The following is a 25505-nucleotide window of genomic DNA, read 5'->3' on the forward strand; positions in this document are numbered from 1 at the left end:
ACAATTGCTGCACACTATTCTAAAATCAGTATAATATCTTAGCAAGCTAATTATAAGGAGATGAAATTGGAATCGCCACTAGGTTCTGATCTGGCACGGTTGGTGCGCATTTGGCGTGCTTTGATAGACCACCGTCTTAAGCCTCTGGAATTGACGCAGACGCACTGGGTTACGCTGCATAATATTCATCAACTGCCACCGGATCAATCACAGATACAACTGGCAAAAGCGATTGGCATCGAACAGCCGTCACTGGTACGTACGCTGGATCAGCTCGAAGAGAAAGGGCTTATTTCGCGTCAGACCTGTGTCAGCGATCGCCGGGCCAAACGGATTAAACTGACAGAAAAGGCAGAGCCGCTGATTGCTGATATGGAAGCGGTTATCAACAAAACGCGTGGTGAAATTCTGGAAGGGATTTCTGCGCAGGAAATTGACCTGCTGATTAAACTGATCACCCGACTTGAACACAATATTATTGAGCTACAGTCGCACGATTAATGTCATGAAACGTGTGGTCAGGACCTGACCACACGTTAATTCACTTAGCGCGGAGAAACGGTAACCTGACGACCGTTGCTGGCCAGTACGACACGCTGTCCGGCAGAGAAACGCGTATCACCTTGTTTCTGAACAACCATGATGGTGTTGCCATCATCCTTACGGATTTCCAGTTCAACACCCTGCGTTTTATTCATCGCACCCTGCACGCCTTGTCCGGCGACACCACCGGCGACAGCACCCGCCGCCGTTGCCAGAGAACGACCCGTACCACCACCCACAGTGTTACCCAGGAAGCCACCGAGCACAGCACCACCAATGGCGCCGATCACGTTATCATTATCACCAGCCTGAATTTTTACCGGACGCACGTTTACAATCGTCCCGTAGGTAACGTTCTGAACCTGCTTCGCTTCAGAAGCGGTATAGACATCGCCTGAAAGGCTATCCGTGTCGGCACAACCCACTAAAGATAAGCCAGCCAGTGAAACGATCAGTACACGTTTAATCATTTAAAAATCTCCTGTTCACCATGAAACGCTACCCAAGCATCCCTCATGGTCAAATTATATGGCATTTGCGCGTTTAAGGTCACATGTTCTGTCTGAATGATGCAGAAATCATAATAACAGGCAGCTTAACCAACTTTAAACGAACTATTCAGTGAATTTATTAAATCAACGCGGCGAGGGTGCTTTCGGGAAAAACGTGAATGAAGCGTAGCATTGACTGCGCGTTTATGATGGAGTGTTGGCAAAAAGTCATGCTTAAAAAGGAACATGTATGAAATCGGGCCGTTACATTGGCGTGATGTCAGGCACCAGCCTTGATGGTGTTGATGTCGTACTGGCGACGATAGATGACACGATGGTGGCCCAACAGGGGAGTCTCACCTGGTCGATGCCTGTTTCCCTTAAACAGGCGATTCTCGATATTTGCCAGGGGCAATCTCTGACGCTTTCCCAGTTGGGGCAGTTGGATGTTCGGTTGGGCAAACTGTTTGCCGAGGCGGTCAACGCGCTACTGGCGCAGGAAAAACTGCGTCCGCAAGACATTATCGCTATCGGTTGCCACGGGCAAACGGTGTGGCATGAACCCACCGGCGCGGCGCCGCATACGCTGCAGATCGGCGATAACAATCAAATTGTGGCGCATACCGGAATCACGGTAGTCGGCGATTTCCGTCGTCGTGATATCGCGCTGGGCGGACAGGGCGCGCCACTGGTACCTGCATTTCATCAGGCGCTGCTCGCGCATCCGACCGAGCGGAGAATGGTGCTCAATATTGGCGGCATCGCGAATCTGTCGCTGCTGATTCCAGGGCAGCCCGTGCGTGGATACGACACCGGACCCGGCAATATGCTGATGGATGCCTGGATCTGGCGGCAGTGCGGCAAACCCTATGATAAAGATGCGCAATGGGCCTGCGGTGGGACGGTGATTATTCCGTTGCTACAAACGATGCTCAGCGATCCCTGGTTCTCGCTACCGGCACCGAAAAGTACCGGGCGTGAATACTTCAACTACGGCTGGATTGAACGGCAACTGACGGCGTTCCCGGGGATTGCGCCGCGCGATGTTCAGGCGACGTTGACGGAGCTGACGGCGGTCACCATCTCTGAACAGGTGTTGCTGAGTGGGGGCTGTGAACGTCTGATGGTCTGCGGCGGCGGTAGTCGTAATCCTTTGTTAATGACCCGACTGGCGGGACTGCTGCCGGGAACGGAAGTGACGACCACCGATGAGGCCGGGATCAGCGGCGATGATATGGAAGCGTTGGCATTTGCCTGGCTGGCGTGGCGCACGCTGGCTGGTCTTCCGGGCAATTTGCCCTCGGTGACCGGTGCCTCTGAAGCAAGCATTCTGGGCGCGGTGTTTCCCGCCAACCCACGAACTCAGAGTTAACTGAATTTTTCTTTCGTCTTCTGCCGTTACACTGTGGAGATTAGGAGGGTGAATTCACTCTCCTGGACCAGGAAAGTCTACAGGATACGTCTATGAAAAAACTGCTACTCATCTGTTTTCCGCTTATGCTCTCTGGTTGTAGCGTCTACAACCAGTTTGTTGAACGTATGCAAACGGATACGCTGGAATACCAGTGTGATGAAAAACCGCTGACGGTAAAATTGAATAATACCCGTCAGGAGGTGAATTTTGTTTATGACAACAAACTGCTTAATCTGAAGCAGGGTATTTCGGCGTCAGGCGCGCGCTATACCGACGGAATCTATGTGTTCTGGTCGAAAGGCGACGGCGCGACCGTCTACAAACGTGACCGTATCGTGCTGAATAACTGCCAGTTACAAAACCCGAAGCGTTGAGATTTCCAGCAGGGCGGCGCACAATAGCGCCACCCACTGACAATCCGTAGCGAACCCCATGTCTGATAACGACGAATTGCAGCAAATCGCGCATCTGCGCCGTGAATACACCAAAGGCGGTCTGCGCCGCCGCGATCTTCCCGCTGAGCCGTTAACGCTTTTCGAACGCTGGCTGGCTCAGGCATGTGACGCCAGACTGGCGGATCCCACCGCCATGGTTGTAGCGACCGTTGACGAAAATGGCCAACCGTATCAGCGTATTGTGTTGCTGAAACACTACGATGAAAGAGGGCTGGTGTTCTATACCAACCTCGGCAGCCGTAAAGCGCATCAAATCGAAAAAAATCCCCGCATCAGCCTGCTGTTTCCCTGGCATATGCTGGAACGTCAGGTGATGGTGACGGGTAAAGCCGAACGCTTATCGACCCTGGAAGTGGTGAAGTATTTCCACAGCCGTCCGCGTGACAGCCAGATCGGCGCCTGGGTCTCGAAACAGTCCAGCCGCATTTCCGCGCGCGGGATCCTCGAAAGTAAATTCCTCGAATTAAAACAGAAATTCCAGCAAGGAGAAGTGCCGCTGCCCAGTTTCTGGGGCGGATTCCGCGTCAGCATAGAACAGATGGAGTTCTGGCAGGGCGGTGAGCACCGACTGCATGACCGCTTTTTATACCAGCGTGAAAATGACGCATGGAAAATTGACCGTCTCGCACCATAAACCCGGAAAATTGTTGCGTTAAGCGCTAGCGCTGTGTGCGCCAGCGCTTTATTCTATAGAGCTTTCGCGTCTGGCGAAAAGTCGTGTACCGGCAAAGGTGCAGTCGTTTTATACATGGAGATTTTGATGGCAAGCAGTAACTTGATTAAACAATTGCAAGAGCGGGGGCTGGTTGCCCAGGTGACGGACGAGGAAGCGTTAGCAGAGCGACTGGCGCAAGGCCCGATCGCGCTCTATTGCGGCTTCGATCCTACCGCTGACAGCTTGCATTTGGGGCATCTGGTTCCCTTGTTATGCCTGAAACGCTTCCAGCAGGCAGGTCATAAACCTGTGGCGCTGGTCGGTGGCGCGACCGGTCTGATTGGCGACCCGAGCTTTAAAGCCGCCGAGCGTAAACTGAACACCGAAGACACCGTTCAGGAGTGGGTAGACAAAATCCGTAAACAGGTTGCTCCGTTCCTGGATTTCGACTGCGGCGACAACTCCGCTATCGCGGCGAATAACTATGACTGGTTCGGCAACATGAACGTGCTGACCTTCCTGCGCGATATCGGTAAGCATTTCTCTGTCAACCAGATGATCAACAAAGAAGCGGTGAAGCAACGTCTGAACCGTGACGATCAAGGGATCTCCTTCACTGAGTTCTCCTACAACCTGTTACAGGGTTATGACTTTGCCTGTCTGAATAAACTGCATGGTGTGGCGCTGCAAATCGGTGGTTCCGATCAGTGGGGTAACATCACCTCCGGGATCGACCTGACGCGTCGTCTGCATCAGAATCAGGTCTTCGGTCTGACCGTTCCGCTGATCACCAAAGCGGACGGTACCAAGTTCGGCAAAACCGAAGGCGGCGCAGTATGGCTGGATCCGAAGAAAACCAGTCCGTACAAATTCTATCAGTTCTGGATCAACACGGCGGACGCCGACGTGTATCGCTTCCTGAAGTTCTTCACCTTCATGGACATTGAAGAGATCAATGCGCTGGAAGAAGAAGACAAGAACAGCGGTAAAGCGCCGCGTGCGCAGTACGTGCTGGCCGAGCAGGTCACGCGTCTGGTGCATGGCGAAGAGGGCCTTATCGCGGCAAAACGTATCACCGAGAGCCTGTTTAACGGTACGCTGAGCGATTTGAGCGAAGCGGACTTCGAACAACTGGCGCAGGACGGTGTGCCAATGGTCGAGATGGAAAAAGGCGCAGATCTGATGCAGGCGCTGGTGGATTCCGAACTGCAGCCGTCTCGTGGTCAGGCGCGTAAGACCATTGCGTCAAACGCGATCACCATTAACGGCGAGAAGCAGTCGGATCCGGAGTACACCTTCACCGAAGGCGATCGTCTGTACGGCCGCTACACGCTGCTGCGTCGCGGTAAGAAGAATTACTGTCTGGTGTGCTGGAAGTAATCGAAAGTTAGCAGGGGCGTGGGAAACCACGCCCCTTTATTTTTTCAGGGTTGTGGTAAGCAAAAAATGAAGAATATCCTCGCCATTCAGTCCCACGTTGTTTTTGGACATGCTGGCAATAGCGCCGCGGAGTTTCCGATGCGCCGCCTCGGTGCCAACGTCTGGCCCCTCAATACGGTTCAATTCTCTAATCACACGCAATACGGCAAATGGACTGGCTGCGTCATGCCGCCCTCGCATCTGACGGAGATTGTGCAGGGCATTGCCGATATCGATCAGCTGAAGCGCTGTGATGCGGTGCTGAGCGGTTATCTGGGTTCTGCCGAGCAGGGCGAGCATATTCTGGGGATTGTGCGTCAGGTGAAAGCGGCGAATCCGGCGGCGAAATATTTTTGTGACCCGGTGATGGGACATCCGGAAAAGGGGTGTATTGTCGCGCCTGGCGTCGCCGAATTTCATGTTCGCCACGCGTTACCTGCCAGCGACATCATCGCCCCGAATCTGATTGAGCTGGAAATTCTCTGTGAACACGCGGTGAACACCGTGGATGAAGCGGTTACCGCCGCCCGCGAGCTCATTGCACAGGGGCCGGAGATTGTGCTGGTCAAACACCTGGCGCGAGCGGGTTACAGTCAGGATCGTTTTGAAATGCTGCTGGTTACTGCCGATGACGCCTGGCACATCAGTCGTCCGCTGGTGGATTTCGGTGTCCGTCAGCCGGTCGGCGTGGGCGATGTGACCAGTGGTTTACTGTTAGTGAAATTGCTGCAGGGGGCGACAATCCAGCAGGCGCTGGAACATGTGACGGCGGCGGTGTATGAGATTATGATTGCTACCAAAGCAATGCAGGAATATGAACTGCAGGTGGTGGCGGCGCAGGATCGTATCGCTCAACCAGACCACTACTTTAGCGCCACACAGCTTTGACTTGCCTGCCGGATGCGGCGTTGACCGCCGCCATCCGGCCTGATTCGCTTACTGTATTCCTTCCGCCTTCAGCGCTGCCGCAACGCCCGGACGCTCAGCCATTCGTTTCATATATGCCGCAATATTCTCTAACCCGTCCATATTGAGTTTTACCGCATACGCCCAGCGCAGTACGGTGAAAAGGTAGGCATCCGCGATAGTGAAACGCGAGCCACAAATCCATTGTCCCTCTTTGAGAGCGGCATCAACGTACTGCATTTTCTTCTCAAGAAGCGCGCGAACGGTCGGTTTATACTCTTCTGGAGTGTCAGGGCGAAACAGCGGCGTGAAGCCTTTATGCAGTTCAGTCGCAATGTAGTTAAGCCATTCCAGCGTCTTGTAGCGTGAAATGCTGCTTACGGGAGCCAGCAACTGGCGATCAGGAACGCTGTCGGCGAGATATTGCATTATCGCCACGCCTTCGGTCAGCAGCGTACCATCATCGAGCAGCAAAGCGGGAACCTGTCCTTTCGGATTGACCGCGAAAAAATCATCGCCGTTTTCCAGACGCTTTTTCATCAAATCCACGCCATCCAGCGTGAAGTCTTTCCCACTCTCGCGAAGGGTAATATGGGAGGCAAGAGAGCAGGCGCCTGGCTTGTAGAACAGTTTCATCGATAACTCCTTTCAACTGAGGTTTAACGTATCCTGGTTCGGGTTCAGGCAAAAAAAAAGCCGCTAACGCAACGTTAGCAGCTTCATTATGCGTTTCCCAGAAATTTACGCGGTAGCGGTTTTAGACGCTTTCTCGCGAGGTTCGTCGTCCTGAGTCATGCGGTTCAGTTTCGGCGCCGTCAGCAACATCAGAACAGCGATCACTGCGGTCGCCACGCCAATCTGCAGGAACACGCGACCATACACTTCCAAAGACATCAGCGGGTCCGTTACGTTTTCCGGAACCGCCATCATGCTGGCGACATAACCGCCAATGATGTTGGCGCCGGCAGTGGTGAGGAACCAGCTACCCATGATGAAGCCCATCAGACGCTGTGGAACCAGCTGTGCCACCATGGCCAGGCCCAGACCGGAAATCATCAGCTCACCGATACTTTGCAGGCCGTAGCAGATGATCAGCCAGTTAACGGAAACGATGCCCGCATCGGAGGCGAATTTGGCACCCAGCGGCAGGATCAGGAACGCGCCTGAACACAGCACCATACCAATGGCAAACTTCGTCGGCATCGGCAGGGTGTCGCCCATCTTGTTATAGATAGCCGCGAGGATAGGACTACCAATGATGATCCAGAACGGGTTCAGCGCCTGATACTGTTCAGGTTCGAACGCGATGCCAAGAATGGAGTGCTCAACGTTACGGATAGCGAAGAAGTTCAGCGATGTCGGCATCTGGCTGTACAGCACGAAGAAGATGATCGCTTCCAGCATCAGAATGAACGCCACGATCATTTTACGACGAGCCGCACCCTGCATAGAGAAGGCTTCTTTACCGAAGATAATCACGATACCAAGCGCGATCACACCCAGAACCATGCGGGCGATTTGCTGGTTATGCAGCAGCCAGGTGGCGATCGCGATGAGCGCGATAACACCGACGATGGTCAGCAGCAGGTTGCGGAAGTTAATCGGCTCAAAGTCAGGTTTAGAACCGTAGTTCTTCACCCAACGCTGGCAGAACGCGAAGTTCACCACGGTGATCAGCATACCGACAACGCTCAACGCGAACGCGGTGCTCCAGCCGTAATGCGCGGCCAGCCACGGCGTTGCCAGCATTGAGAAGAATGAACCGATATTGACGGACATGTAGTACATCGTAAATGCACCATCAAGACGCGGGTCATCTTTTGCATAGCAGGTTGAGAGTAGCGAGGACGGGTTAGCTTTAAACAGACCATTACCCACGGCAATGGCGGCCATGCCCATATAAACGATGCCAGCGTCGTGTCCGGACCATGCCACCAGGGCATAACCAATAGCCAGTACTACCGCACCAAGCATAATGACGCGCTTGGTACCCAGAATTTTATCGCCTAACCAGCCACCAATGGCGACCAGACCGTAAACCAGGGCGCTAAAAGACGAGAAAAGAGTGATTGAATCCGCTTCAGACATACCCAGTTGTTTAACCAGGTAAACGGCCATAATTCCTTGTAAGCCGTAATAACCGAAACGCTCCCAGAGCTCAATCGAGAAGATGAGATAGAACGCCTTCGGTTGTTTGAAAGCGTTAAGACTGACGCTTTCCGTTGGTTTCTTGTTTGCAGTAGACACTTTAGCCTCTTTTTTTACATCCCATATTAACGGGGGTGTTCTGTCACGTGATACCACTGGGTAGCCGTGAAATTGTTATAGTGGGAGGGGAAACGGCAAGTAATGTTCACTATCTTGCACTTTCAGACAAGTCTTTTGTAATAACCTGTTACATATATCTCATCTGGTGAATTCATCGGGGTAGATAAATGTTATCTAGCGTTAAATTTTTTTAATTGCGTAATGGCAGTTTTTTACGCTGTCAACGGGCCCTGAAAATCGCTGTATGGCGATATGTTCTGCTATATGCCGTTTAACGTAGTGATAAAGGCCAGTATCTAAAAAATAGTCAGTGTAATGTTTTGTGTATAAAAACTGACTCCTTGTCATCTGATTGTATAATTAACCAAATTCAACAAAATAATTTACATAGGGTTATCACTATGATCGGGATCACAGTTGGATAGAAATTTTCGTTATTAAAAAAAGGATTAACCTGAATAAGCACTAATCACCAGGATTATTCATTTGTCTAAACCTGATGACGTGGAATCATTGACGGAATGAAGAGGAAGAAGTAGAGGATAACAAAAAGTTATGGCGGGGCGGATGGGGTTGCCCCGACGAGTCAGATATCGACCTTCTCTTTGTATTCACAAAGATCTTCGATGATGCAGGAGCCACAGCGCGGCTTGCGGGCAATACAGGTGTAACGACCGTGCAGGATCAGCCAGTGGTGGCAGTCGACCTTAAACTCTGCGGGCACCACTTTCAGCAATTTCTCTTCCACCTGCTCAACGTTCTTACCGGGCGCAAAGTGGGTACGGTTACAGACGCGAAAGATATGCGTGTCGACGGCGATGGTGGGCCAGCCGAAGGCGGTATTCAGCACGACGTTTGCCGTCTTGCGACCCACGCCCGGCAGGGCTTCAAGCGCCGCACGATCCTCAGGCACCTCGCCATGATGTTGCTCAAGCAGGATGCGGCAGGTCTTAATCACGTTTTCGGCTTTGCTGTTAAACAGGCCGATCGTTTTGATATAGGACTTCACGCCTTCAACGCCGAGTTCCAGCATGGCGGCGGGGGTATTAGCAACCGGATAGAGTTTCGCCGTGGCCTTGTTCACGCTGACATCTGTCGCCTGGGCCGATAACAGCACGGCGATCAACAGTTCAAAGGGCGAGCTGAAATTCAGTTCGGTCGTCGGATGCGGATTATTCGCGCGTAATCGGGTTAAAATTTCTAACCGCTTTGCTTTATTCATGAGACATTCCCTGGTTCACCGGAAGGCAACTCCGTTGCGACAGACGCACTGGCGCGACGTTTTTTCATCTTCTCATCAATGAGATATTTCACCGCCAGCATGAGTCCCAGGCCAATAAAGGCGCCGGGGGGCAGCATTGCCAGCAGGAAAGGAGAGTCGGTGTGGAAAATTTCCACGCGCAGTACCTTTGCCCAGCTACCGAGCAGCCCATCCGCACCGTCAAACAAGGTTCCGTTGCCGATAATCTCACGCAGAGAGCCCAGCACAAACATAGCGCCGGTTGCGCCCATCCCGATGGAAAACCCGTCGAGCGCAGAGAGCGCCGGACCCTTTTTGGCGGCGAAGGCTTCAGCACGTCCCACCACAATGCAGTTGGTCACGATCAGCGGGATAAAAATCCCCAGCGACTGGTAGAGGCCAAAGGCATAGGCGTTGATCAGCATCTGTACCACACTGACGACCGACGCGATAATCATCACATAAATTGGGATACGAATTTCTGCCGGCGTCCAGCGACGTAATGTCGAGACCGCCAGATTAGTCAGGGTCAATACCAGCGTAGTGGCAAGGCCCAGCCCCAACGCATTGGTCGCCGTAGAGGTTACCGCCAGCAGAGGGCACAGTCCCAACAGTTGTACCAGCGCCGAGTTGTTTTTCCACAATCCCTGAACGATGACGTCTTTAATTTCGCTCATGATTTATTCTCCGCAGGCCGGAAGTTGAGGAAGTTGTGCCGGCAGTGTTCGGGCATACAGTCCGGCACGCTTGACGGCATTGACCACCGCACGTGGCGTAATCGTCGCCCCGGTAAACTGGTCAAAATCCCCGCCGTCTTTTTTCACGGCCCAGTGGCTGTCGTTATCACTCTGGATTTTTTTTCCGCTGAAACCGGTGATCCAGTCAGACAGACGCCGTTCTATTTTATCGCCCAGACCCGGCGTTTCATGGTGTTCCGTCACGCGAGTGCCTAAAATCGTACCGCTGAAATCGGCGCCGACCAACAACTGGATGGCACCGGAATAACCATCCGGTGCCGTCGCCTCAAGTACCGCCGCCACGGGAGTCCCGTCCTGCTCAGCGATATAAACGCGATGCTCGCCTTTGCCCAGCTCAGGGGCGCTGACCACGACGCAGCGATCCTGCAAACGGTTATTATAGCGATCGGCAGGCAAGACCTGATCAAACAGCGCCTTTTGCTGAATGGCTGCCTGTTCATCAATGGTGGTTTTGGTCAACTGGTTGATGGCGGCGGTGAGTCCGGTCGAGCCAGCGGCAAACAGCGCCAGGGTGATGCCATGTTTACGAATCGTTTTCAGCATGGATTATCCTTTGCGGTGTCCGTACACGCGCGGGCGCGTGTAGTAGTCAATCAGCGGCACCGTAATATTGGCTAACAGTACGGCAAAGGCCACGCCATCCGGATAGCCGCCGAAGCTACGGATTAACCACACCAGCAGGCCCGCCAGTGCGCCAAACACCAGACGACCGCGATTGGTCGTCGAGGCCGTCACCGGATCCGTCAGAATGAAGAATGCGCCAAGCATCGTTGCCCCACTGAGCAGATGAATTTGCGGGGAAGCCAGCGACTCGGGGACAAACAGCCAGCCCAGCGTCGCACAGACGCCCAATGAGAGCAGGAAGCTTACCGGAATATGCCAGCGAATAGCTTTTTGCTGTAGCAGAAAAACACCGCCAGCCAGCCAGGCCAGGTTGACCCACTGCCAGCCCGCACCGGCAAACATACCGTTGTAAATGGGGTACTGCATGATCTGCTCAACAGAATGACCTGCATGCAGAGAGGTTTTGAACGTATCCAGCGGCGTGGCCTGGCTTACCCCGTCAATCCCCATACGCAACGTATTCATATCACCGCCGCTGGCGGTATGCCCGGTAAAGATGACCTGCAGCGCATCGACCAGTCCCGGCGCGCTGGCGGCAATATCCTGCGGGGGCAACCAACTGGTCATCTGCACCGGGAAGGAGATTAGCAGCACCACATAACCAATCATCGCCGGGTTGAACGGGTTTTGTCCCAGACCACCATACAATTGCTTGGCAATGATCACCGCGAATACCGTACCGAGGATCACCATCCACCAGGGGGCGAGGGGAGGAATACTGACGGCCAGCAGCAGACCGGTCAGCAGCGCGGAGTTATCTTTTAAAATCGCCACTACCGGCTGTTTACGCAATCTGAGTACGGCGGCCTCCGCCAGCAGCGCACTGGCGCAGGCGAGTACGATCTGGAACAGCGTCCCCCAGCCGAAAAACCACCATTGCACGGCGATGCCTGGCACCGCAGCCAGTAAGACCAGCAGCATAATGCGCGAGGTTTGACGCTGATTATGCGTGTAGGGAGAACTTGCGATTCTGAATATCATTTATTCCTCGTTAACAACCTGCTGCTGAGCGTCTTTTTTAGCTTTTGCGCGCGCTATTGCAGCGGCAATGGCCACTTTGCGTGGGTCGACCGGTTCCAGGGAGGGGGCAGCTGGTTCGTCGCTGGCCAACTGCGCCTGTTTGCGTGCCTTCGCACGGGCAATAGCGGCCTCGACGGCGGCTTTGCGCGGATCCACCGGTTCAGCCGGTGCGGCAGGTTCGCTGCTGGCCTGCTGAGCCTGTTTGCGCGCCTTCGCGCGGGCGATAGCGGCCTCAACGGCGGCTTTGCGCGGATCCACCGGTTCAGCCGGTGCGGCAGGTTGGCTGCTGGCCTGCTGAGCTTGGTTGCGCGCCTTCGCACGGGCGATAGCGGCCTCAACGGCGGCTTTGCGCGGATCCACCGGTTCAGTTGGTGCGGCAGGTTGGCTGCTGGCTTGTTGTTCTTGCTTGCGCGCCTTCGCGCGGGCGATCGCGGCCTCAACGGCGGCTTTACGCGGATCGGCATCCACTGCGGTGACGTTCCCGGCCTGTTTTGCTCGTGCCAGCGCTTTGCGCGCTTCGCGAGCGGCTATCACCGCACTATTGTCCGGTTTTTCACCGGCTTTGATCATCACCGGTTGAGTCGCTTGCGCCTGTTTCTCTTTGACGCGAGCCAGGGCGGCGGCAATGGCATCCTGATCTTTTGCCGCAGGCCGCACGGCGGCTTTCTTGTGACGTTCCAGACGCGCCGCTTTCTCTCGCTCCAGGCGAGCCTGACGCGCTTCAAAGCGCGCTTTAGCCTCCGCCGCGCGTTTCTCTTCCTGGCTTATTGCGTAAAGCTCGGCTTTCTCCTGACGGAAATATTGCACCAACGGAATATTGCTCGGGCAAACCCAGGCACAGGCACCGCATTCAATGCAGTCGGCAATGTTATGCGCCGTGGCTTTGTCATGCTGTTGCCCTTTACTGAACCAGTAAAGCTGCTGGGGCAGAAGATCTGCCGGGCAGGCGTCGGCGCAGGCGCTACAGCGAATGCAGCCTTTCTCTTCCTGTGGTTCACCCATCTCTGTCGCTGACGGTGCCAGCAAACAGTTGGTGATCTTTACGACCGGCACATCGAGCCACGGTAGGGTGAAGCCCATCAGCGGGCCGCCCATAATCACCATCTGATCGGCAGAAGGGCAGAAACCGGCATCATTTAACAGATGTTTCACTGGTGTACCCAGCCTCGCCCAGACGTTGCCTGGACGACTGACCGCTTCACCGGTGAGGGTCACAACCCGTTCAGTAATCGGTTCTCCATCGACGATCGCGCGTTTTACCGCATACGCCGTACCGACGTTTTGCATCAGTACGCCGATGTCGGAAGAACGACCGCCGTGCGGAACCTGCTTCCCGGTCAGGATTTGGGTCAGCTGTTTTGCGCCGCCCGACGGATATTTCGTCGGGATGACACGCAGTGAGATATCCCGCGCGTCGGCCAGCACCGCACGCAGCATTGAGATGGCCTGCGGTTTGTTATCTTCGATACCGATGAGGACTTCACGAGGTTGCAGAATATGCGCCAGGATGCGGATACCCTCGACAACCTGCGCCGCACAATCCTGCATCAGCCGATCGTCGGCAGTGATATAGGGTTCACATTCCGCCGCGTTGATGATCAGCGTTTCAATTTTGTCGCCGCCACCCTTTAATTTATTGCCGGTTGGAAAGCCGGCACCGCCCAGTCCAGCGACGCCGAACTGGTGAATACGTTCGATTAGGGCTTCGCGGCTCTGCGAACGGTAATCCTGCCAACCTTCGCGTTCAATCCAGCGGTCTTCGCCGTCGGCGTCGATGATCACGCTAAGTTCAGCTAATGCCGAAGGATGCGCCGTTGAGTGGGGCGCAATGGCGACCACCGTCCCGGAAGTGGGCGCATGAACCGGGAGCATTCTTCCCCATCCACGGGTCAGCGCTTGTCCGCGCAATACGTGTTGCCCTTCGGCGACGCACAGTTCACCTTCGGCACCGATATGTTGTTTGAGCGGCATAACAAAGCGCTGCGCGAGGGGAACCTGACGCAGCGGCGTGCCGTTTGACTGGGTTTTCATTTCCGGCGGATGGATACCGCCGTTGAAATCCCAGATCTTATCTTTTCTGAAAGCAGAGAATAACTTAAGCATGTTGTTCCACGGGGATATTACGCACGGGGATCGTGTTCAAATCCCACTTCCAGCTGTCAGGTGTTTCGGCGACCGGACGCAGTTCAATGCAGTGAGTCGGGCAGGGATCCACGCACAGATTGCAGCCCGTGCACAAATCACTCATCACCGTGTGCATGGCACGCGTTGCGCCAATAATGGCGTCCACCGGGCAGGCCTGAATACACTTGGTGCAGCCGATACAGTTGGCTTCATCAATCATCGCCAGCATGCGGACCGGCGCCACATCCTGTTCATCGCCATCAATCGGCTGGGGATCCACGTTCAGCAGTTCAGCGATTTTTAACATCACTGCTTCGCCGCCAGGCGCACAGCGGTTAATTTTTTCACCCTGACTGCCAATCGCTTCCGCATAGGGGCGACAGCCGGGATAGCCGCATTGCCCACACTGGCTCTGCGGCAGAATCTCATCGATTTTTTCAACGACAGGATCATCCTCCACCGCATAACGACGGGAGGCGTAACCCAGGATAGCGCCGAACACCAGGCCCAGCAGGCTCACGGCGGCAACGGCAATCCAGATAGCATTCATTACAACTTCACCAAACCACTAAAGCCCATAAAGGCCAGAGACATTAACCCGGCAGTAATCAGCGCAATGGCGTTACCGCGAAACGGTGCCGGGACATCTGCAACGGCGAGACGCTCGCGAATCGCCGCAAACAGCACCATCACCAGCGAGAAGCCGACGGCGGCGGAAAAACCGTACAGCGCCGACTGTAAAAAGTTATGGCCGAGATTGATATTCAGCAGCGCGACACCGAGAACCGCGCAGTTGGTGGTGATCAGCGGTAAGAAAATCCCCAGCAGGCGATAGAGCGCCGGGCTGGTTTTGCGCACCACCATTTCAGTAAATTGCACCACGACCGCGATAACCAGAATAAAGGCCAGCGTGCGCAGATAAATGAGATTGAGCGGGATCAGGATCCAGGTGTCAATCAGCCAGGCGCAGATTGAGGCCAGCGTCATCACAAACGTGGTCGCAAGCCCCATCCCCATCGCGGTTTCCAGCTTTTTGGAAACGCCCATAAAAGGACAAAGCCCCAGAAACTTAACCAGTACAAAGTTATTGACCAGTACAGTTCCGACAAACAGCAGCAGGTAATCAGTCATTTTTCGGCCTGAAATAAAAAAGCCGCCTATTATCTGACAATCTACAGCAGGCGACAACAGGTTAACTGTAAGGTTATTACGGGTTCACAAAGGTCGTTTTCACACGCGAGGAACGCTTGAAATAGGGCACTAACAGTGCTGCCGCCAGCAATGGGAAGAGTAACTGACGCACAGCTAAGGCGTCGGGCACCGGTGAAAAGGCAAAAGCCTTGACCGCCAGTAAGACGGAGACCAGCAGCCAGATAATATAGTGCTTCGGCACACTGCGTCTGCGCTTAAAGAACGCAATCGTCAACCACAGGGTGTAATACCACATGGCAATCGCGGTGAGAAAAGAGACGCCCCACAACAGCAGGTTGCCGGTACTTTGCTCCGCCAGCATCGCTAACGTTTTGGGCGAGGCGAGCGCCGTAGCATACAGGAACAAGGCCAGCGACGCACTCAGCAAGGCGACTAAAAGCCAGGCCAGCGGGCCCAGTAACCAACCGCCAATGCGCTGTGCCGGTGTTGTGGTCATAAAATCTCCGGAATTGCCAGACGTACCGTTGTTTTTGGGGCAATTATTATAAAGCTTTTACCGGCAAGCGCTACTTTCTTATTGCACGTAGTGCCAGACGGATTTCGGTACCTGACCAACATCAAAAAGGCGACCGCCGGAGACCAGTTCTGCGCGGCGATGATCGGCCGCGCGATACATATTGATAATGTCATGATCGTCGGTCAGGGTGTAGTGCAGGTGGTCAAACAGCTTTTCCAGGCTTTCGAGCGAGCTAATTTTGCGAAATTTTAATAAATAATCCTGAACAGTCATAAACAGGGATCCCTATATATAAAAATAAAGCCACGAGTGGTGAAGGTAAAATAAACCTGTCCCGGTGAAAGGAACCGGCAGGTAAAGGCCGAAAAAGTATTTTCTTAAATGATGTTTGCAGTGCCAGACGACACCAGAGCGAAGGGTAACGCGCTTCGCCATCACTGGCAACAAGCGCCGGCATGGGAGGCCGCACAATTCGCTTTTTCAGATAATTTTTCGGCTTTTTCTGCAAATAATTCGGGAAAACCGACTTTCCAGGCGACATACGCCGCCTGGTGCGCTATTTCTGCTGAACAGCGGCAGTCGGTTCGGGAGGCTGATAATTATCGATATGATTGGCAACGCCAAGGAGGACCACGGACACCGCAAGAACCACCCAACCTGTTAATTCAATAAGACGATTGATGACTGACGACATTTGCTTGATTTATCCTTAAATACCGGCAGCAGATGTTACTTAGCAATAATTATCCCGGCAAGTGTTTCGGGAACGATTTCAGCGACTTTATACCGACAAACTGCCCGAAAGTGACATTTATTTGACTTAAGTTAAATAACGACCTTTATAGCCTCAGGGTTATTAAACTATTGTGAGTGGTTCATGGATAGTGTGAAATAGTCACAGACTGAAACGAGAGGCATATATATGAGTGACAACATCCGTGTAGGACTGATTGGCTACGGATACGCCAGTAAAACGTTCCATGCCCCCCTGATTGATGGCACGCCGGGACTGGAACTGGCCGTCGTTTCCAGTAGCGATGCAGCGAAAGTGAAGGCGGACTGGCCTTCCGTGGCCGTTGTCTCTGAGCCGAAGCATCTGTTTAACGACCCTAATATTGATCTGATCGTCATACCCACACCAAACGATACCCATTTCCCGCTGGCCAAAGCGGCGCTGGAAGCGGGTAAACATGTGGTGGTTGATAAACCTTTCACCGTGACACTGTCACAAGCGCGCGAACTGGATGCGCTGGCACGCAGTCTGGGACGGGTGCTCTCTGTTTTCCACAATCGTCGTTGGGACAGTGACTTTTTGACCCTGAAAGCGATGCTGGCGGAAGGCGTTTTGGGTGAGGTCGCCTATTTTGAATCGCATTTCGACCGCTTTCGTCCGCAGGTACGGGATCGCTGGCGTGAGCAAGGGGGACCGGGAAGCGGTATCTGGTACGATCTGGCACCGCATCTGCTTGATCAGGCGATCAATCTGTTCGGTCTGCCTGTCAGCATGACGGTAGATTTGGCCCAGTTGCGCCCGGGGGCACAGTCAACGGACTACTTCCATGCCACGCTTTCCTACCCGCAGCGTCGGGTGATCTTACACGGTACGATGCTGGCGGCAGCGGAGTCGGCGCGTTACATCGTGCATGGTTCGCGCGGCAGCTATGTGAAGTACGGTCTGGATCCGCAGGAAGAGCGTCTGAAAAATGGCGAGCGCCTGCCGCAAGAAGACTGGGGCTACGATATGCGTGATGGCATCGTCACACGCGTTGAAGGCGAAACACGGGTGGAAGAGACCTGGCTGACCGTGCCGGGGAATTATCCGGCGTACTATGCCGGGATCCGCGATGCGTTGAATGGTCACGGAGAGAACCCGGTACCGGCGAGCCAGGCTATCCAGATTATGGAACTGATTGAGCTGGGAATTGAGTCGGCGAAACATCGTTCGACGTTATGCCTTGCCTGATGTCTGAAAGGCCCGATGAATCACATCGGGCCTCTTTTCGCTATGCCGCCGCCACTTTTTCTCGCAGCGCCTGTTTTTCCGCCGCGTTCAGAAAGGCGATTTCCAGTCCGTTAATCTGTGCCTGACGAATCTGCTCACGGCTCAGTCCTGCTGCCGGTGCCGCAACGGTATATTCGTGAATGATATCCACTCCCTGAACCGCCGGATCGTCAGTATTCAGGCTGGCGAGGACGCCATGCTCGAGGAACGTTTTCAGCGGATGCGTGGACAATGATGCCACGGTGCTGGTCTGAATATTCGACGTCAGACAGGATTCGATGCCAATCCGTTGTTCCGCGAGGAAATCCATCAGCGCCGGATCCTCAACCGCTTTCACGCCGTGGCCGATGCGTTCCGCACCCAGTTCGCGAATGGCCTGCCAGATGCTTTCCGGACCGGCAGCTTCTCCGGCGTGCACCGTAATGTGCCAGCCTGCGTCACGCGCGCGGTTGAAATGGGACAGGAACAGGCTGCCGGGGAAGCCCAGTTCATCACCGGCAAGGTCAAGCGCGGTGATCCGATCGCGGTGCGCCAGCAGTGCTTCCAGCTCCTGTAGACACGAGGCCTCGCCGAAGGTCCGGCTCATGATGCCGATCAGTTGCGCCTGCACGCCAAAGGTTTTACAGCCTTCATGTACGCCAGCGATGACCGCTTCCACCACGCCAGCAACCGGTAGCTGATGTGTCATTGCCATGTAGCCCGGAGAAAAACGCAGTTCTACATAGTGCAGGCCATTGCGGGCGGCGTCTTCGATATTTTCAAACGCGACGCGGCGACAGGCGTCGAGGGACGCTAAGACCTTCACGCCCCAGTCCAGTTTCGACAGAAAGCTAACGAGATCCGGTTCAGTGGCCGTGACCTGTACATGAGGGATCAGCGTTTCAAGGGTTTGTGCGGGGAGGGGCAAATTGAACTGGCGGCCAAGATCCAGAATGGTTTGTGCCCGGATGTTACCATCAAGGTGGCGATGAATGTCAGTTAACGGCAGGGAATTATCAATCATGGTCGCACTCATTATTCGTATATAAAAGTGCGCGCTATTATAAAAACAAAAGCAGGAGAAAAGCTATGTTGCGCAATGATTAATTCCATTGCGCAACCGGGGTCAGCGTACCGATCGGATCGCGTTAATTAATCCGTTCACGCCTTTTTCGAGTTTTGAACGTGGACAACCGGCATTCAGTCGTACAAAACCGCGTCCTTCATCACCGTAAGTAAAGCCGGGCATGATGGCGATTTTTTCCTGCTGAATCAGCGCATTCTGCAATGCATTATCATCAACGTTTAATATCCGCAGATCGATCCACGCGAGATAGGTCGACTGCGGCACCGGCCAGTTAAGTTCAGGAAAAGCGTCGTTCAGCGTATCTGCAATGTAGCGTAGATTGTCCCGGAGATACGCCCGTAGCGCGTCCAGCCACGGCTCACCCTGTTCATAGGCCGCGATATGGGCAGTCAGTGCCAGCACGGCGGGAGAGGACAGACCGTCGCGACCTTTCAACGCGTTGAGATACGTATCACGACTGTCAGCGTCTTCAATCATCCCGTAAGCGCCGGTCAACGCCGGAATATTGAAGCTTTTGGAGCCAGAGGTAAACAGCGCCCAATTGTCACGCGCCACATTGCTCCAGGGGATGTGCGGCTGTTCGCCCCAGACCATATCCATATGAATTTCATCAGATATGACCCGCACGCCGTGACGCTGGCAGCGTTCCGCCATCGCTTCCAGTTCCTCGCGCGTCCAGACTTTACCGGTCGGGTTATGCGGACTGCATAGCAGCAAAATTTTACTTTCCGGGCGCGCCAGCGCCGCATCCAGTTTCTCTATATCGCAATGCCAGTGGCCATTGCGCTGTTCCAGTGCCACCGGAACAACATGGCGCTGATTGCCTTCGATAGCCTTATAGAACGCGTCATAGGCAGGGGTATGGAGCACCACGCCGTCACCGACAGAAGACCACTGGCGGATGAGCTGTGACACCATATAGATCACTGAAGGGCCATACACCAGCGATCCGGTATCGATACGCGTATTGTGGCGCCGGGCAAACCAGTGGGCAATCGCGCCGAGAAACGCCTCATTCTTCCAGCGACTGTAGCCCAGCACACCGTGAGCGAGGCGCTGATTCAGCGCCTCCAGGATGCAGGGAGCCGTCGCGAAATCCATATCAGAGATAGTAAACGGCAGCAGGTCGGCAGTGCCGAAGCGATCGGCTACGTAATCCCATTGCGTGCACCATGTACCGTGACGGTCAACAACCTGTGAAAAATCAAACATGTGCGTGTCCTTATGCCTGAACGGTGTTCATCAGACCGGCCATTTCATCTTTAACCGACTGGACCTGCGGGCCAATCACCACCTGCAGGTTATGTTGATTCAACTGCACGACACCGATGGCTCGATTGTCCTTCAGCGCCTGCACATCAACCTGCGACATATCCTTAACAGAAAGACGCAGCCGGGTAATGCAGTTATCCAGACTAACGATGTTATCCGCACCGCCCAGCGCAGCCAGAATAGCAGGTACGTTATAACCTGATTTTCCCGGCGTACCGGCAACGGCTTTTTCGATCGAGCTGGCAATCTCACTGTCACGACCCGGTGTTTTGAGGTTAAAGCGAGTGATAGCGAAGCGGAAGATAGCATAGTACACCACGAACCAGACTGCCGCGACGACCGGTACCAGATACCATTTGGTGGACAGTCCGTGGAGGATCCCAAACACCACAAAGTCAATGATATTGCCGTCAGTATTACCGATAGTCACACCCAGAACCGACATCATGGTAAAGCCCAGACCAGTCAGCAATGCGTGAATGACATACAGCACCGGAGCGACAAACAGGAACAGGAATTCCAGTGGTTCCGTGGTGCCGCCAACGACGCAGGCAATCAGACCCGAGATCAGCAGCCCTTTGATCTTGTGACGATTTTCAGGACGCGCGCAGTGGTACATCGCTAACGCCGCACCTGGCAAGCCGCCGAGAAATGCCGGCATTTTACCCTGTGACAGGAAGCGGGTGGCGCTTTCTGAGAAGCCCTGCGTGGTTGGGCAACTCAGTTGCGCCTGGAAAATGGTCAGCGCGCCGCTCACCGTATGACCGCACACTTCCTGGGTGCCCCCGGCGTCGGTAAAACGAATTAACGCCACCAGAATGTGATGCAAACCAAACGGCAACAGCAGGCGTTCGCCCGTACCAAACAGCATCGGACCAAAGTCGCCCGCACTGTTAATCATATGACCCAGACCGCTGATCCCCATCGCGAAAACCGGCCACACTAACGGGATCACCAGACCAACCAGTCCCATCACCACTGAGGAGACGATTGGGACAAAGCGGGTGCCGCCGAAGAAGGCCAGCGCATCCGGCAAACGAATGTTATGAAAACGCTCGTGCAGCATCCACACGATAATACCGGCGATTACCGCACCGAGGATCCCGGTGTCAATTGACTGAATACCGAGGATATTCTGGATGTTGTTGGCTTTCAGGACCGCCGCATCGGTGGTCGGCAGAATACCCTTTGCTGTCAGCCAGAAGTTAACGGCGAGGTTCATTACCGCGTAACCGACAAAACCGGCAAACGCCGCCACGCCTTTGTTTTCGCGCGCCAGCCCGAGCGGAATCGCAATACAGAACATCACCGGCAGGAAACTGAAGGCAAAGGAGCCAACTTTGCTCATCCAGGTAAAGATGGCCTGTAGCACCGGATTACCCAGTGCCGGAAGCAGGGTGATCACATCGTGGCTGCTTAGCGAACTGCCAATCCCCAGCATAATCCCGCAAAACGAAAGCAGCGCCACGGGCAGCATAAACGTTTTCCCTAACTGCTGGAAAAATTCCCACAGCGTAATTTTTGGTGTTGTTTTCGCCGTCATCTAACGACTCCTTGTGCAAATCCATCGGTAATGAGAAAATTTGATCAAGAAGATAAAACGTTTTATCACTTTTTAGTGCGGTGAAAATCACATTATCAGACGATATTAACGCGTATAAATAGAGGTAATAGATAAAACGTTTTATCTGTCACATTATCAGGGAGTCTGGCGTTTTTATGGCCATAGCCAAAAAAATCACTATCCACGATGTTGCACTGGCGGCGGGCGTCTCCGTCAGCACGGTTTCACTGGTACTCAGCGGCAAAGGTCGTATTTCAACCGCCACCGGCGAACGGGTGAATGCGGCGATAGAACAACTCGGTTTTGTGCGTAACCGTCAGGCTTCGGTGTTACGGGGGGGCCAGAGCGGAGTGATTGGATTGATTGTCCGCGATCTGTCGGCTCCGTTTTATGCTGAACTGACGGCGGGATTAACGGAAGCACTGGAAGCACAGGGCCGGATGGCGTTTTTGTTGCATGGTGGTCAGGATGGTGAACAACTGGCGCAGCGTTTTGCCATGCTCTTGAATCAGGGCGTTGACGGCGTGGTGATCGCCGGGGCGGCGGGCAGCAGCGATGACCTGCGCCTGATGGCGGAAGAAAAGGGCATTCCGGTGGTTTTCGCCTCGCGAGCCAGTTATCTGGACGACGTAGATACCGTGCGTCCGGACAATATGCAGGCCGCGCAATTGTTGACGGAGCATCTGATTCGTCACGGTCATCAGCGCATCGCATGGTTGGGTGGGCAGAGTTCATCATTAACGCGTGCGGAACGCGTCGGCGGCTACTGTGCGACACTGCTGAAATACGGTTTACCGTTTCACAGCGACTGGGTCATGGAATGCGCATCCAGCCAGAAGCAGGCCGCCGAGGCCATCGGCGCGTTACTACGACGCAATCCGACCATCAGCGCCGTGGTGTGCTACAACGAAACGATTGCGATGGGCGCATGGTTTGGCCTGATGCGGGCGGGACGGCAGAGCGGTGAAGTGGGGGTTGATCGCTACTTTGAGCAGCAGGTTTCATTAGGCGCCTTTGCCGATGTGGCGGAAAACGCGCTGGACGATCTGCCAATTGTCTGGGCGACAATGCCGGCGCGGGAAATGGGCTACAGTCTGGCGGAACGCATCCTGCAACGCATTGCGCGTGAGGAAAGTCACACCCGCAGTCAGACGCTATCTGCGCGACTGGTGGTGCAAGAATAAACCCCTCCGCAGAGGGGTTCTGGTGATTACGGCTGGGGCAGCACCATGCCGAACATTCCGACAAACTCCTCCAGCGGCATCTTCTTCCCGTTTAAGGTCACCTGACCATTCGCGTACTGCAGGCTGGTGCCAATGGTGTTGTCTTCAAGGGTGGTAATGCGGAACATCTGTCCCATCGCGGCCAGGCCTTTCACCTGCTGGTTGGCAAGTTTAGCGGCTTCATCCTGCTGATAACCTTCCAGACGGGCGACCTGAGTCATAAACTCAACGGCCATATCCACCGGAATCGACAGCTTACCGTCGAGCGATTTCACCGAGCGGTCGACTTCGTCGGCCAGCGTTTGCGGTTCACCTTGCGCGGTGGCCGGATCCTTCAGGAACAGGGACAAATTCAGCGCCGTTTCGCCTTTGGCATTTTTCCAGCTCAACGGCGCAATGGTAATGACCGGTTCGCCTTTCATCAACAGCGGCAGGGCACCAAAGAAAGCTTCGGTCACTTTCTGCTGATACAGTTCCGGGTTGTCCGCCACGTCCGGCTGCGATAACAGCGCCTGGGTCTGGGCATTATACTGCTGGCTAAACTGATGCCATGCCGCGCCGTCAATCTGACCGACTTTCAGCGTCAGCTTGCCGCTTCCCAGATCCTGATTCTGAACCTTGAGGCTGTTCAGGGTGTAATCCAGTTGGCTGTTGATGGTTTTACCGTCATCCACGAGATCGGTCTTCCCACTGATCTCCATGCCTTCCAGCAGCGCCATCTCTTTGCCTTCAACGGCGAGGGCCATTTTCCCAATCGTGACTTTCTGATCGCCGACGCGCTCACCAAAGCTGGCAAGCGTGCTGGAACCTTCTGTTTTCAGGTCGTTAAAGGAGAGCTGGACCTTTTGATCGTACTCGTTCACCGCATCGACCAGACCGCTCTTCGCTTCACCGGAAAGGGAAACCACGTTGCCTTCTTTATCGGCATTGAAAATAAATTCGCCGCCGCTGAAGGCGACTTTCTCCGCCCCTTTTTCGTAGTTCAGCGGTTTCAGCGACATTGCGGAACGGGTATCGCCGCTGTAGCTGATTCGCGAATTGATCTCAAAAGGCGTTTCACCTTTCGCCATCTCAAAGAGCGGTTTGCTGACGTCATTGTTGACCAGGGTCGTCTTCACCGAGGCCATCGACGGCAGAAGATTAAAGGTTTTCAGTTGCGCGAACGGGAAGGGGCCGTGATCGACGGATTCGTCAAGCACCACGCTTTGGCCAGCTTTCAGCCAGGGATTTTCTTTTCCGGCCACCGGCTTGAGCACCAACTGTAACTGGCTGCTGAAGATGCCACGCTGATAGTTCTGATAAGCGAGTTCCACGTTTGCTTCCGGCGCGGTGAGTTTAATCTGCGCATTGGCCTGGTCGACCATCTCAGCAAGATGGGTTTCCAGCTTTTTACCTGTGTACCACGCACCGCCCGTCCAGACGACGCCGAGTGCGACAATCACACCTGCAGCTACCAGCGATTTTTTCATATTGTTTATCCATAAAATGAAACCAGGCGGTAGAGACCGCCTGGCAAAGTCATAAGCCGATTACAAGCTTAGCAAGAGTAACTACAAAATTCAGTAAGTTGCTAGAGTTTGTTGTAAACCCGCGCCACACGGCCCACGCCGCTGACGCTCACCGGCGACTCTTCGGCGCTGATAAATGCCGATTCTCCCGGTTTCAGCACCAGGCGCTGCTCGCCTTTGCGTAGGATAGCTTCGCCCTCAACGCAGAAGAGTATCGCGGCGCTTTGCTGGTCAATCGCGGTTTCTTGCGCAGACAGGTCGTGCAGGGAGAACGCGAAATCATTAACCGGGATCGGGAAATCAAGTTCCGCGCCATGTTTCACCGGCGTGGTCAACAACTGGTTCGCCGGTTTTGCTTCAAACTTCACATTGGCAACCAGTTCCGGAATGTCGATGTATTTCGGCGTCAGACCCGCGCGCAGCACGTTATCGGAGTTGGCCATCACTTCCAGCGCCACACCTTGCAGATAGGCATGCGGCGTTTCGGCGAACAGGAACATCGCTTCACCCGGGTTCAGCTTCACCACGTTCAGTAGCAGAGGTGAGAAGAGGCCGCTGTCGTCCGGGTAAAACTCCGCGATAAGACGGATGGTCTGCCACGGCTCGCCTTGCTGGGTTTCCAGCGCCGCTTTCAGAATTGCCAGCGCACGGGATTTCTCCTCACCCTGCATACTTAACAGAGCGGCAAACAACTGGCTCAGCCGCTCGGCGTTGGGCTGTTCGAGAAAATGAGCGATGGCAGTGTGTGCGCCAGCCACCGGTTGCAGCAGCGAAACGATTTCAGAGAACTCGCGAAACGCGTTCATGGCAAGGAACGGGGTCAGCGCGAAGACCAGCTCCGGCTTGTGATTGGGATCTTTGTAGTTGCGCTCTGCGGCATCCATCGGGATACCGGCGGCGTTCTCTTTAGCGAAGCCAATTTCAGAATTGCGCTTGTTCGGATGCACCTGGATGGACAGCGGCTGCGCGGCGCACAGCACTTTGAACAGGAACGGCAATTCGCCGAAGCGCTCTGCCACGGCATCACCCAGCAGCGCGGATTGATTGCCGTCAATCACATCACGCAGCGAGACGACCTGACCGTTGGCATCTTCAATTTTCGAACTGCTTTTCGGGTGGGCGCCCATCCACAGCTCTGCCATAGGTAACTGCTGCGGATTCGCCAGACCATAGAGTTCCGTCAGCGCCGTTTTACTTCCCCAGGCGTAGTTCTGCACGGAGTTGATGAGTTTTTGCATGTTCAATGCCCTGTTGCAAGTTGGAAATCAGTGGGAACTTAATTCG

Annotated in this window: 26 protein-coding genes; 8 read left to right on the forward strand and 18 right to left on the reverse strand. The window is 54.4% G+C overall.

Features of this window, described 5'->3' with window-relative positions:
- Positions 1-60: 60 nt before the first annotated feature.
- Positions 61-501 (forward strand): transcriptional regulator SlyA, encoded by a 441-nt coding sequence (gene slyA / locus HVX64_RS11230; RefSeq protein ID WP_080343305.1) that lies wholly within the window; start codon positions 61-63, stop codon positions 499-501.
- A gap of 44 nt (positions 502-545) precedes the next feature.
- Here slyA and slyB read toward each other — a convergent pair whose 3' ends face one another.
- The gene (gene slyB, locus HVX64_RS11235) at positions 546-1013 is read right to left on the reverse strand and encodes an outer membrane lipoprotein SlyB (protein ID WP_181825411.1); all 468 of its coding nucleotides are present in this window, start codon (positions 1011-1013) and stop codon (positions 546-548) included.
- Positions 1014-1284: 271 nt separating this feature from the next.
- On the opposite strand from slyB, the gene anmK reads away from it, so the two are divergent.
- From anmK to pdxY, 5 genes are all read left to right on the forward strand, one after another.
- Positions 1285-2406 carry an anhydro-N-acetylmuramic acid kinase gene (anmK, locus tag HVX64_RS11240; protein ID WP_044254668.1) on the forward strand — a complete coding sequence of 374 codons (1122 nt, stop codon included), beginning with the start codon at positions 1285-1287 and terminating at the stop codon, positions 2404-2406.
- Positions 2407-2498: 92 nt separating this feature from the next.
- Positions 2499-2822 carry a C-type lysozyme inhibitor gene (gene mliC / locus HVX64_RS11245; protein WP_044254665.1) on the forward strand — a complete coding sequence of 108 codons (324 nt, stop codon included), beginning with the start codon at positions 2499-2501 and terminating at the stop codon, positions 2820-2822.
- Positions 2823-2880: 58 nt separating this feature from the next.
- Positions 2881-3537: a pyridoxamine 5'-phosphate oxidase gene (gene pdxH / locus HVX64_RS11250; RefSeq protein ID WP_043000796.1), complete on the forward strand. Its 657-nt coding sequence runs from the start codon at positions 2881-2883 to the stop codon at positions 3535-3537.
- 126 nt (positions 3538-3663) lie between these two features.
- Positions 3664-4938, forward strand: coding sequence for a tyrosine--tRNA ligase (gene tyrS, locus HVX64_RS11255; RefSeq protein ID WP_043000795.1), 1275 nt, complete (start codon positions 3664-3666; stop codon positions 4936-4938).
- Between the two features lie 66 nt (positions 4939-5004).
- On the forward strand, positions 5005-5865 hold the full coding sequence (gene pdxY / locus HVX64_RS11260; protein ID WP_043000794.1) for a pyridoxal kinase PdxY: 861 nt from the start codon (positions 5005-5007) through the stop codon (positions 5863-5865).
- Between the two features lie 48 nt (positions 5866-5913).
- Here the strand turns inward: pdxY and gstA are convergent, their stop codons facing one another.
- From gstA to blr, 12 genes are all read right to left on the reverse strand, one after another.
- A complete protein-coding gene (gene gstA, locus HVX64_RS11265; protein WP_044254662.1) occupies positions 5914-6519 on the reverse strand; it encodes a glutathione transferase GstA in 606 nt (201 codons plus the stop codon).
- A 105-nt stretch (positions 6520-6624) separates the two neighbouring features.
- The gene (gene dtpA, locus HVX64_RS11270; RefSeq protein WP_043000792.1) at positions 6625-8130 is read right to left on the reverse strand and encodes a dipeptide/tripeptide permease DtpA; all 1506 of its coding nucleotides are present in this window, start codon (positions 8128-8130) and stop codon (positions 6625-6627) included.
- 607 nt (positions 8131-8737) lie between these two features.
- Entirely contained in the window at positions 8738-9373 is a 636-nt protein-coding gene (nth, locus tag HVX64_RS11275) for an endonuclease III (RefSeq protein WP_043000791.1), read from the reverse strand.
- Positions 9370-10068 (reverse strand): electron transport complex subunit E, encoded by a 699-nt coding sequence (locus HVX64_RS11280; RefSeq protein WP_044254659.1) that lies wholly within the window; start codon positions 10066-10068, stop codon positions 9370-9372. Before HVX64_RS11280 ends, nth begins: the two co-directional genes overlap by 4 nt.
- Before the next feature lie 3 nt (positions 10069-10071).
- The gene (gene rsxG, locus HVX64_RS11285) at positions 10072-10692 is read right to left on the reverse strand and encodes an electron transport complex subunit RsxG (protein ID WP_044254656.1); all 621 of its coding nucleotides are present in this window, start codon (positions 10690-10692) and stop codon (positions 10072-10074) included.
- Between the two features lie 3 nt (positions 10693-10695).
- Complete coding sequence (rsxD, locus tag HVX64_RS11290; protein WP_044254653.1) at positions 10696-11754, reverse strand: electron transport complex subunit RsxD; 1059 nt, start codon at positions 11752-11754, stop codon at positions 10696-10698.
- Positions 11755-13896 carry an electron transport complex subunit RsxC gene (gene rsxC / locus HVX64_RS11295; RefSeq protein ID WP_044254650.1) on the reverse strand — a complete coding sequence of 714 codons (2142 nt, stop codon included), beginning with the start codon at positions 13894-13896 and terminating at the stop codon, positions 11755-11757. It abuts the gene before it with no gap.
- Positions 13889-14467, reverse strand: a complete 579-nt coding sequence (gene rsxB, locus HVX64_RS11300) for an electron transport complex subunit RsxB (protein ID WP_043000785.1) — start codon at positions 14465-14467, stop codon at positions 13889-13891. The genes rsxC and rsxB overlap by 8 nt, the downstream gene beginning before the upstream one ends.
- Positions 14467-15048, reverse strand: coding sequence for an electron transport complex subunit RsxA (rsxA, locus tag HVX64_RS11305; RefSeq protein ID WP_003029144.1), 582 nt, complete (start codon positions 15046-15048; stop codon positions 14467-14469). The genes rsxB and rsxA overlap by 1 nt, the downstream gene beginning before the upstream one ends.
- Positions 15049-15124: 76 nt before the next feature.
- Positions 15125-15565, reverse strand: a complete 441-nt coding sequence (locus HVX64_RS11310; protein ID WP_043000784.1) for a DUF2569 domain-containing protein — start codon at positions 15563-15565, stop codon at positions 15125-15127.
- A 78-nt stretch (positions 15566-15643) separates the two neighbouring features.
- Positions 15644-15859: a transcription modulator YdgT gene (gene ydgT / locus HVX64_RS11315; protein WP_043000783.1), complete on the reverse strand. Its 216-nt coding sequence runs from the start codon at positions 15857-15859 to the stop codon at positions 15644-15646.
- Between the two features lie 283 nt (positions 15860-16142).
- On the reverse strand, positions 16143-16268 hold the full coding sequence (gene blr, locus HVX64_RS11320) for a division septum protein Blr (protein ID WP_043001937.1): 126 nt from the start codon (positions 16266-16268) through the stop codon (positions 16143-16145).
- A gap of 240 nt (positions 16269-16508) precedes the next feature.
- Between blr and HVX64_RS11325 the strand changes: the two genes are divergently transcribed.
- On the forward strand, positions 16509-17549 hold the full coding sequence (locus HVX64_RS11325; RefSeq protein ID WP_043000782.1) for an oxidoreductase: 1041 nt from the start codon (positions 16509-16511) through the stop codon (positions 17547-17549).
- A gap of 40 nt (positions 17550-17589) precedes the next feature.
- Here HVX64_RS11325 and add read toward each other — a convergent pair whose 3' ends face one another.
- From add to malX, 3 genes are all read right to left on the reverse strand, one after another.
- Positions 17590-18591 carry an adenosine deaminase gene (gene add / locus HVX64_RS11330; protein ID WP_044254647.1) on the reverse strand — a complete coding sequence of 334 codons (1002 nt, stop codon included), beginning with the start codon at positions 18589-18591 and terminating at the stop codon, positions 17590-17592.
- Positions 18592-18693: 102 nt separating this feature from the next.
- On the reverse strand, positions 18694-19866 hold the full coding sequence (locus HVX64_RS11335; protein ID WP_044254644.1) for a MalY/PatB family protein: 1173 nt from the start codon (positions 19864-19866) through the stop codon (positions 18694-18696).
- Positions 19867-19876: 10 nt separating this feature from the next.
- A complete protein-coding gene (gene malX, locus HVX64_RS11340) occupies positions 19877-21469 on the reverse strand; it encodes a PTS maltose transporter subunit IICB (RefSeq protein ID WP_044254641.1) in 1593 nt (530 codons plus the stop codon).
- 176 nt (positions 21470-21645) lie between these two features.
- Here malX and HVX64_RS11345 point away from each other — a divergent pair, with 176 nt between their 5' ends.
- Positions 21646-22674 carry a Mal regulon transcriptional regulator MalI gene (locus tag HVX64_RS11345; RefSeq protein WP_043000778.1) on the forward strand — a complete coding sequence of 343 codons (1029 nt, stop codon included), beginning with the start codon at positions 21646-21648 and terminating at the stop codon, positions 22672-22674.
- A 26-nt stretch (positions 22675-22700) separates the two neighbouring features.
- On the opposite strand, the gene HVX64_RS11350 is transcribed toward HVX64_RS11345, so the two are convergent.
- Both HVX64_RS11350 and manA read right to left on the reverse strand, forming a co-directional pair.
- On the reverse strand, positions 22701-24182 hold the full coding sequence (locus tag HVX64_RS11350) for a YdgA family protein (RefSeq protein ID WP_044254638.1): 1482 nt from the start codon (positions 24180-24182) through the stop codon (positions 22701-22703).
- Between the two features lie 101 nt (positions 24183-24283).
- Positions 24284-25459, reverse strand: a complete 1176-nt coding sequence (manA, locus tag HVX64_RS11355) for a mannose-6-phosphate isomerase (protein ID WP_044254636.1) — start codon at positions 25457-25459, stop codon at positions 24284-24286.
- Positions 25460-25505: the final 46 nt, after the last annotated feature.

Source organism: Citrobacter sp. RHB20-C16 (assembly GCF_013890155.1).
Classification (GTDB): Bacteria; Pseudomonadota; Gammaproteobacteria; order Enterobacterales; family Enterobacteriaceae; genus Citrobacter_A; species Citrobacter_A amalonaticus.

Bases quoted from the DNA above. Each gene is read 5' to 3' on its own strand.
- pdxY (WP_043000794.1), top strand. From the start codon at position 5,005: ATGAAGAATATCCTCGCCATTCAGTCCCACGTTGTTTTTGGACATGCT.
- manA (WP_044254636.1), bottom strand. From the start codon at position 25,459: ATGCAAAAACTCATCAACTCCGTGCAGAACTACGCCTGGGGAAGTAAA.
- ydgT (WP_043000783.1), bottom strand. From the start codon at position 15,859: ATGACTGTTCAGGATTATTTATTAAAATTTCGCAAAATTAGCTCGCTC.
- slyA (WP_080343305.1), top strand. From the start codon at position 61: ATGAAATTGGAATCGCCACTAGGTTCTGATCTGGCACGGTTGGTGCGC.
- tyrS (WP_043000795.1), top strand. From the start codon at position 3,664: ATGGCAAGCAGTAACTTGATTAAACAATTGCAAGAGCGGGGGCTGGTT.
- add (WP_044254647.1), bottom strand. From the start codon at position 18,591: ATGATTGATAATTCCCTGCCGTTAACTGACATTCATCGCCACCTTGAT.
- rsxG (WP_044254656.1), bottom strand. From the start codon at position 10,692: ATGCTGAAAACGATTCGTAAACATGGCATCACCCTGGCGCTGTTTGCC.
- rsxA (WP_003029144.1), bottom strand. From the start codon at position 15,048: ATGACTGATTACCTGCTGCTGTTTGTCGGAACTGTACTGGTCAATAAC.
- HVX64_RS11350 (WP_044254638.1), bottom strand. From the start codon at position 24,182: ATGAAAAAATCGCTGGTAGCTGCAGGTGTGATTGTCGCACTCGGCGTC.
- HVX64_RS11345 (WP_043000778.1), top strand. From the start codon at position 21,646: ATGGCCATAGCCAAAAAAATCACTATCCACGATGTTGCACTGGCGGCG.
- rsxC (WP_044254650.1), bottom strand. From the start codon at position 13,896: ATGCTTAAGTTATTCTCTGCTTTCAGAAAAGATAAGATCTGGGATTTC.
- slyB (WP_181825411.1), bottom strand. From the start codon at position 1,013: ATGATTAAACGTGTACTGATCGTTTCACTGGCTGGCTTATCTTTAGTG.
- malX (WP_044254641.1), bottom strand. From the start codon at position 21,469: ATGACGGCGAAAACAACACCAAAAATTACGCTGTGGGAATTTTTCCAG.
- HVX64_RS11310 (WP_043000784.1), bottom strand. From the start codon at position 15,565: ATGACCACAACACCGGCACAGCGCATTGGCGGTTGGTTACTGGGCCCG.
- rsxB (WP_043000785.1), bottom strand. From the start codon at position 14,467: ATGAATGCTATCTGGATTGCCGTTGCCGCCGTGAGCCTGCTGGGCCTG.
- rsxD (WP_044254653.1), bottom strand. From the start codon at position 11,754: ATGATATTCAGAATCGCAAGTTCTCCCTACACGCATAATCAGCGTCAA.
- anmK (WP_044254668.1), top strand. From the start codon at position 1,285: ATGAAATCGGGCCGTTACATTGGCGTGATGTCAGGCACCAGCCTTGAT.
- HVX64_RS11325 (WP_043000782.1), top strand. From the start codon at position 16,509: ATGAGTGACAACATCCGTGTAGGACTGATTGGCTACGGATACGCCAGT.
- gstA (WP_044254662.1), bottom strand. From the start codon at position 6,519: ATGAAACTGTTCTACAAGCCAGGCGCCTGCTCTCTTGCCTCCCATATT.
- nth (WP_043000791.1), bottom strand. From the start codon at position 9,373: ATGAATAAAGCAAAGCGGTTAGAAATTTTAACCCGATTACGCGCGAAT.
- HVX64_RS11280 (WP_044254659.1), bottom strand. From the start codon at position 10,068: ATGAGCGAAATTAAAGACGTCATCGTTCAGGGATTGTGGAAAAACAAC.
- HVX64_RS11335 (WP_044254644.1), bottom strand. From the start codon at position 19,866: ATGTTTGATTTTTCACAGGTTGTTGACCGTCACGGTACATGGTGCACG.
- pdxH (WP_043000796.1), top strand. From the start codon at position 2,881: ATGTCTGATAACGACGAATTGCAGCAAATCGCGCATCTGCGCCGTGAA.
- mliC (WP_044254665.1), top strand. From the start codon at position 2,499: ATGAAAAAACTGCTACTCATCTGTTTTCCGCTTATGCTCTCTGGTTGT.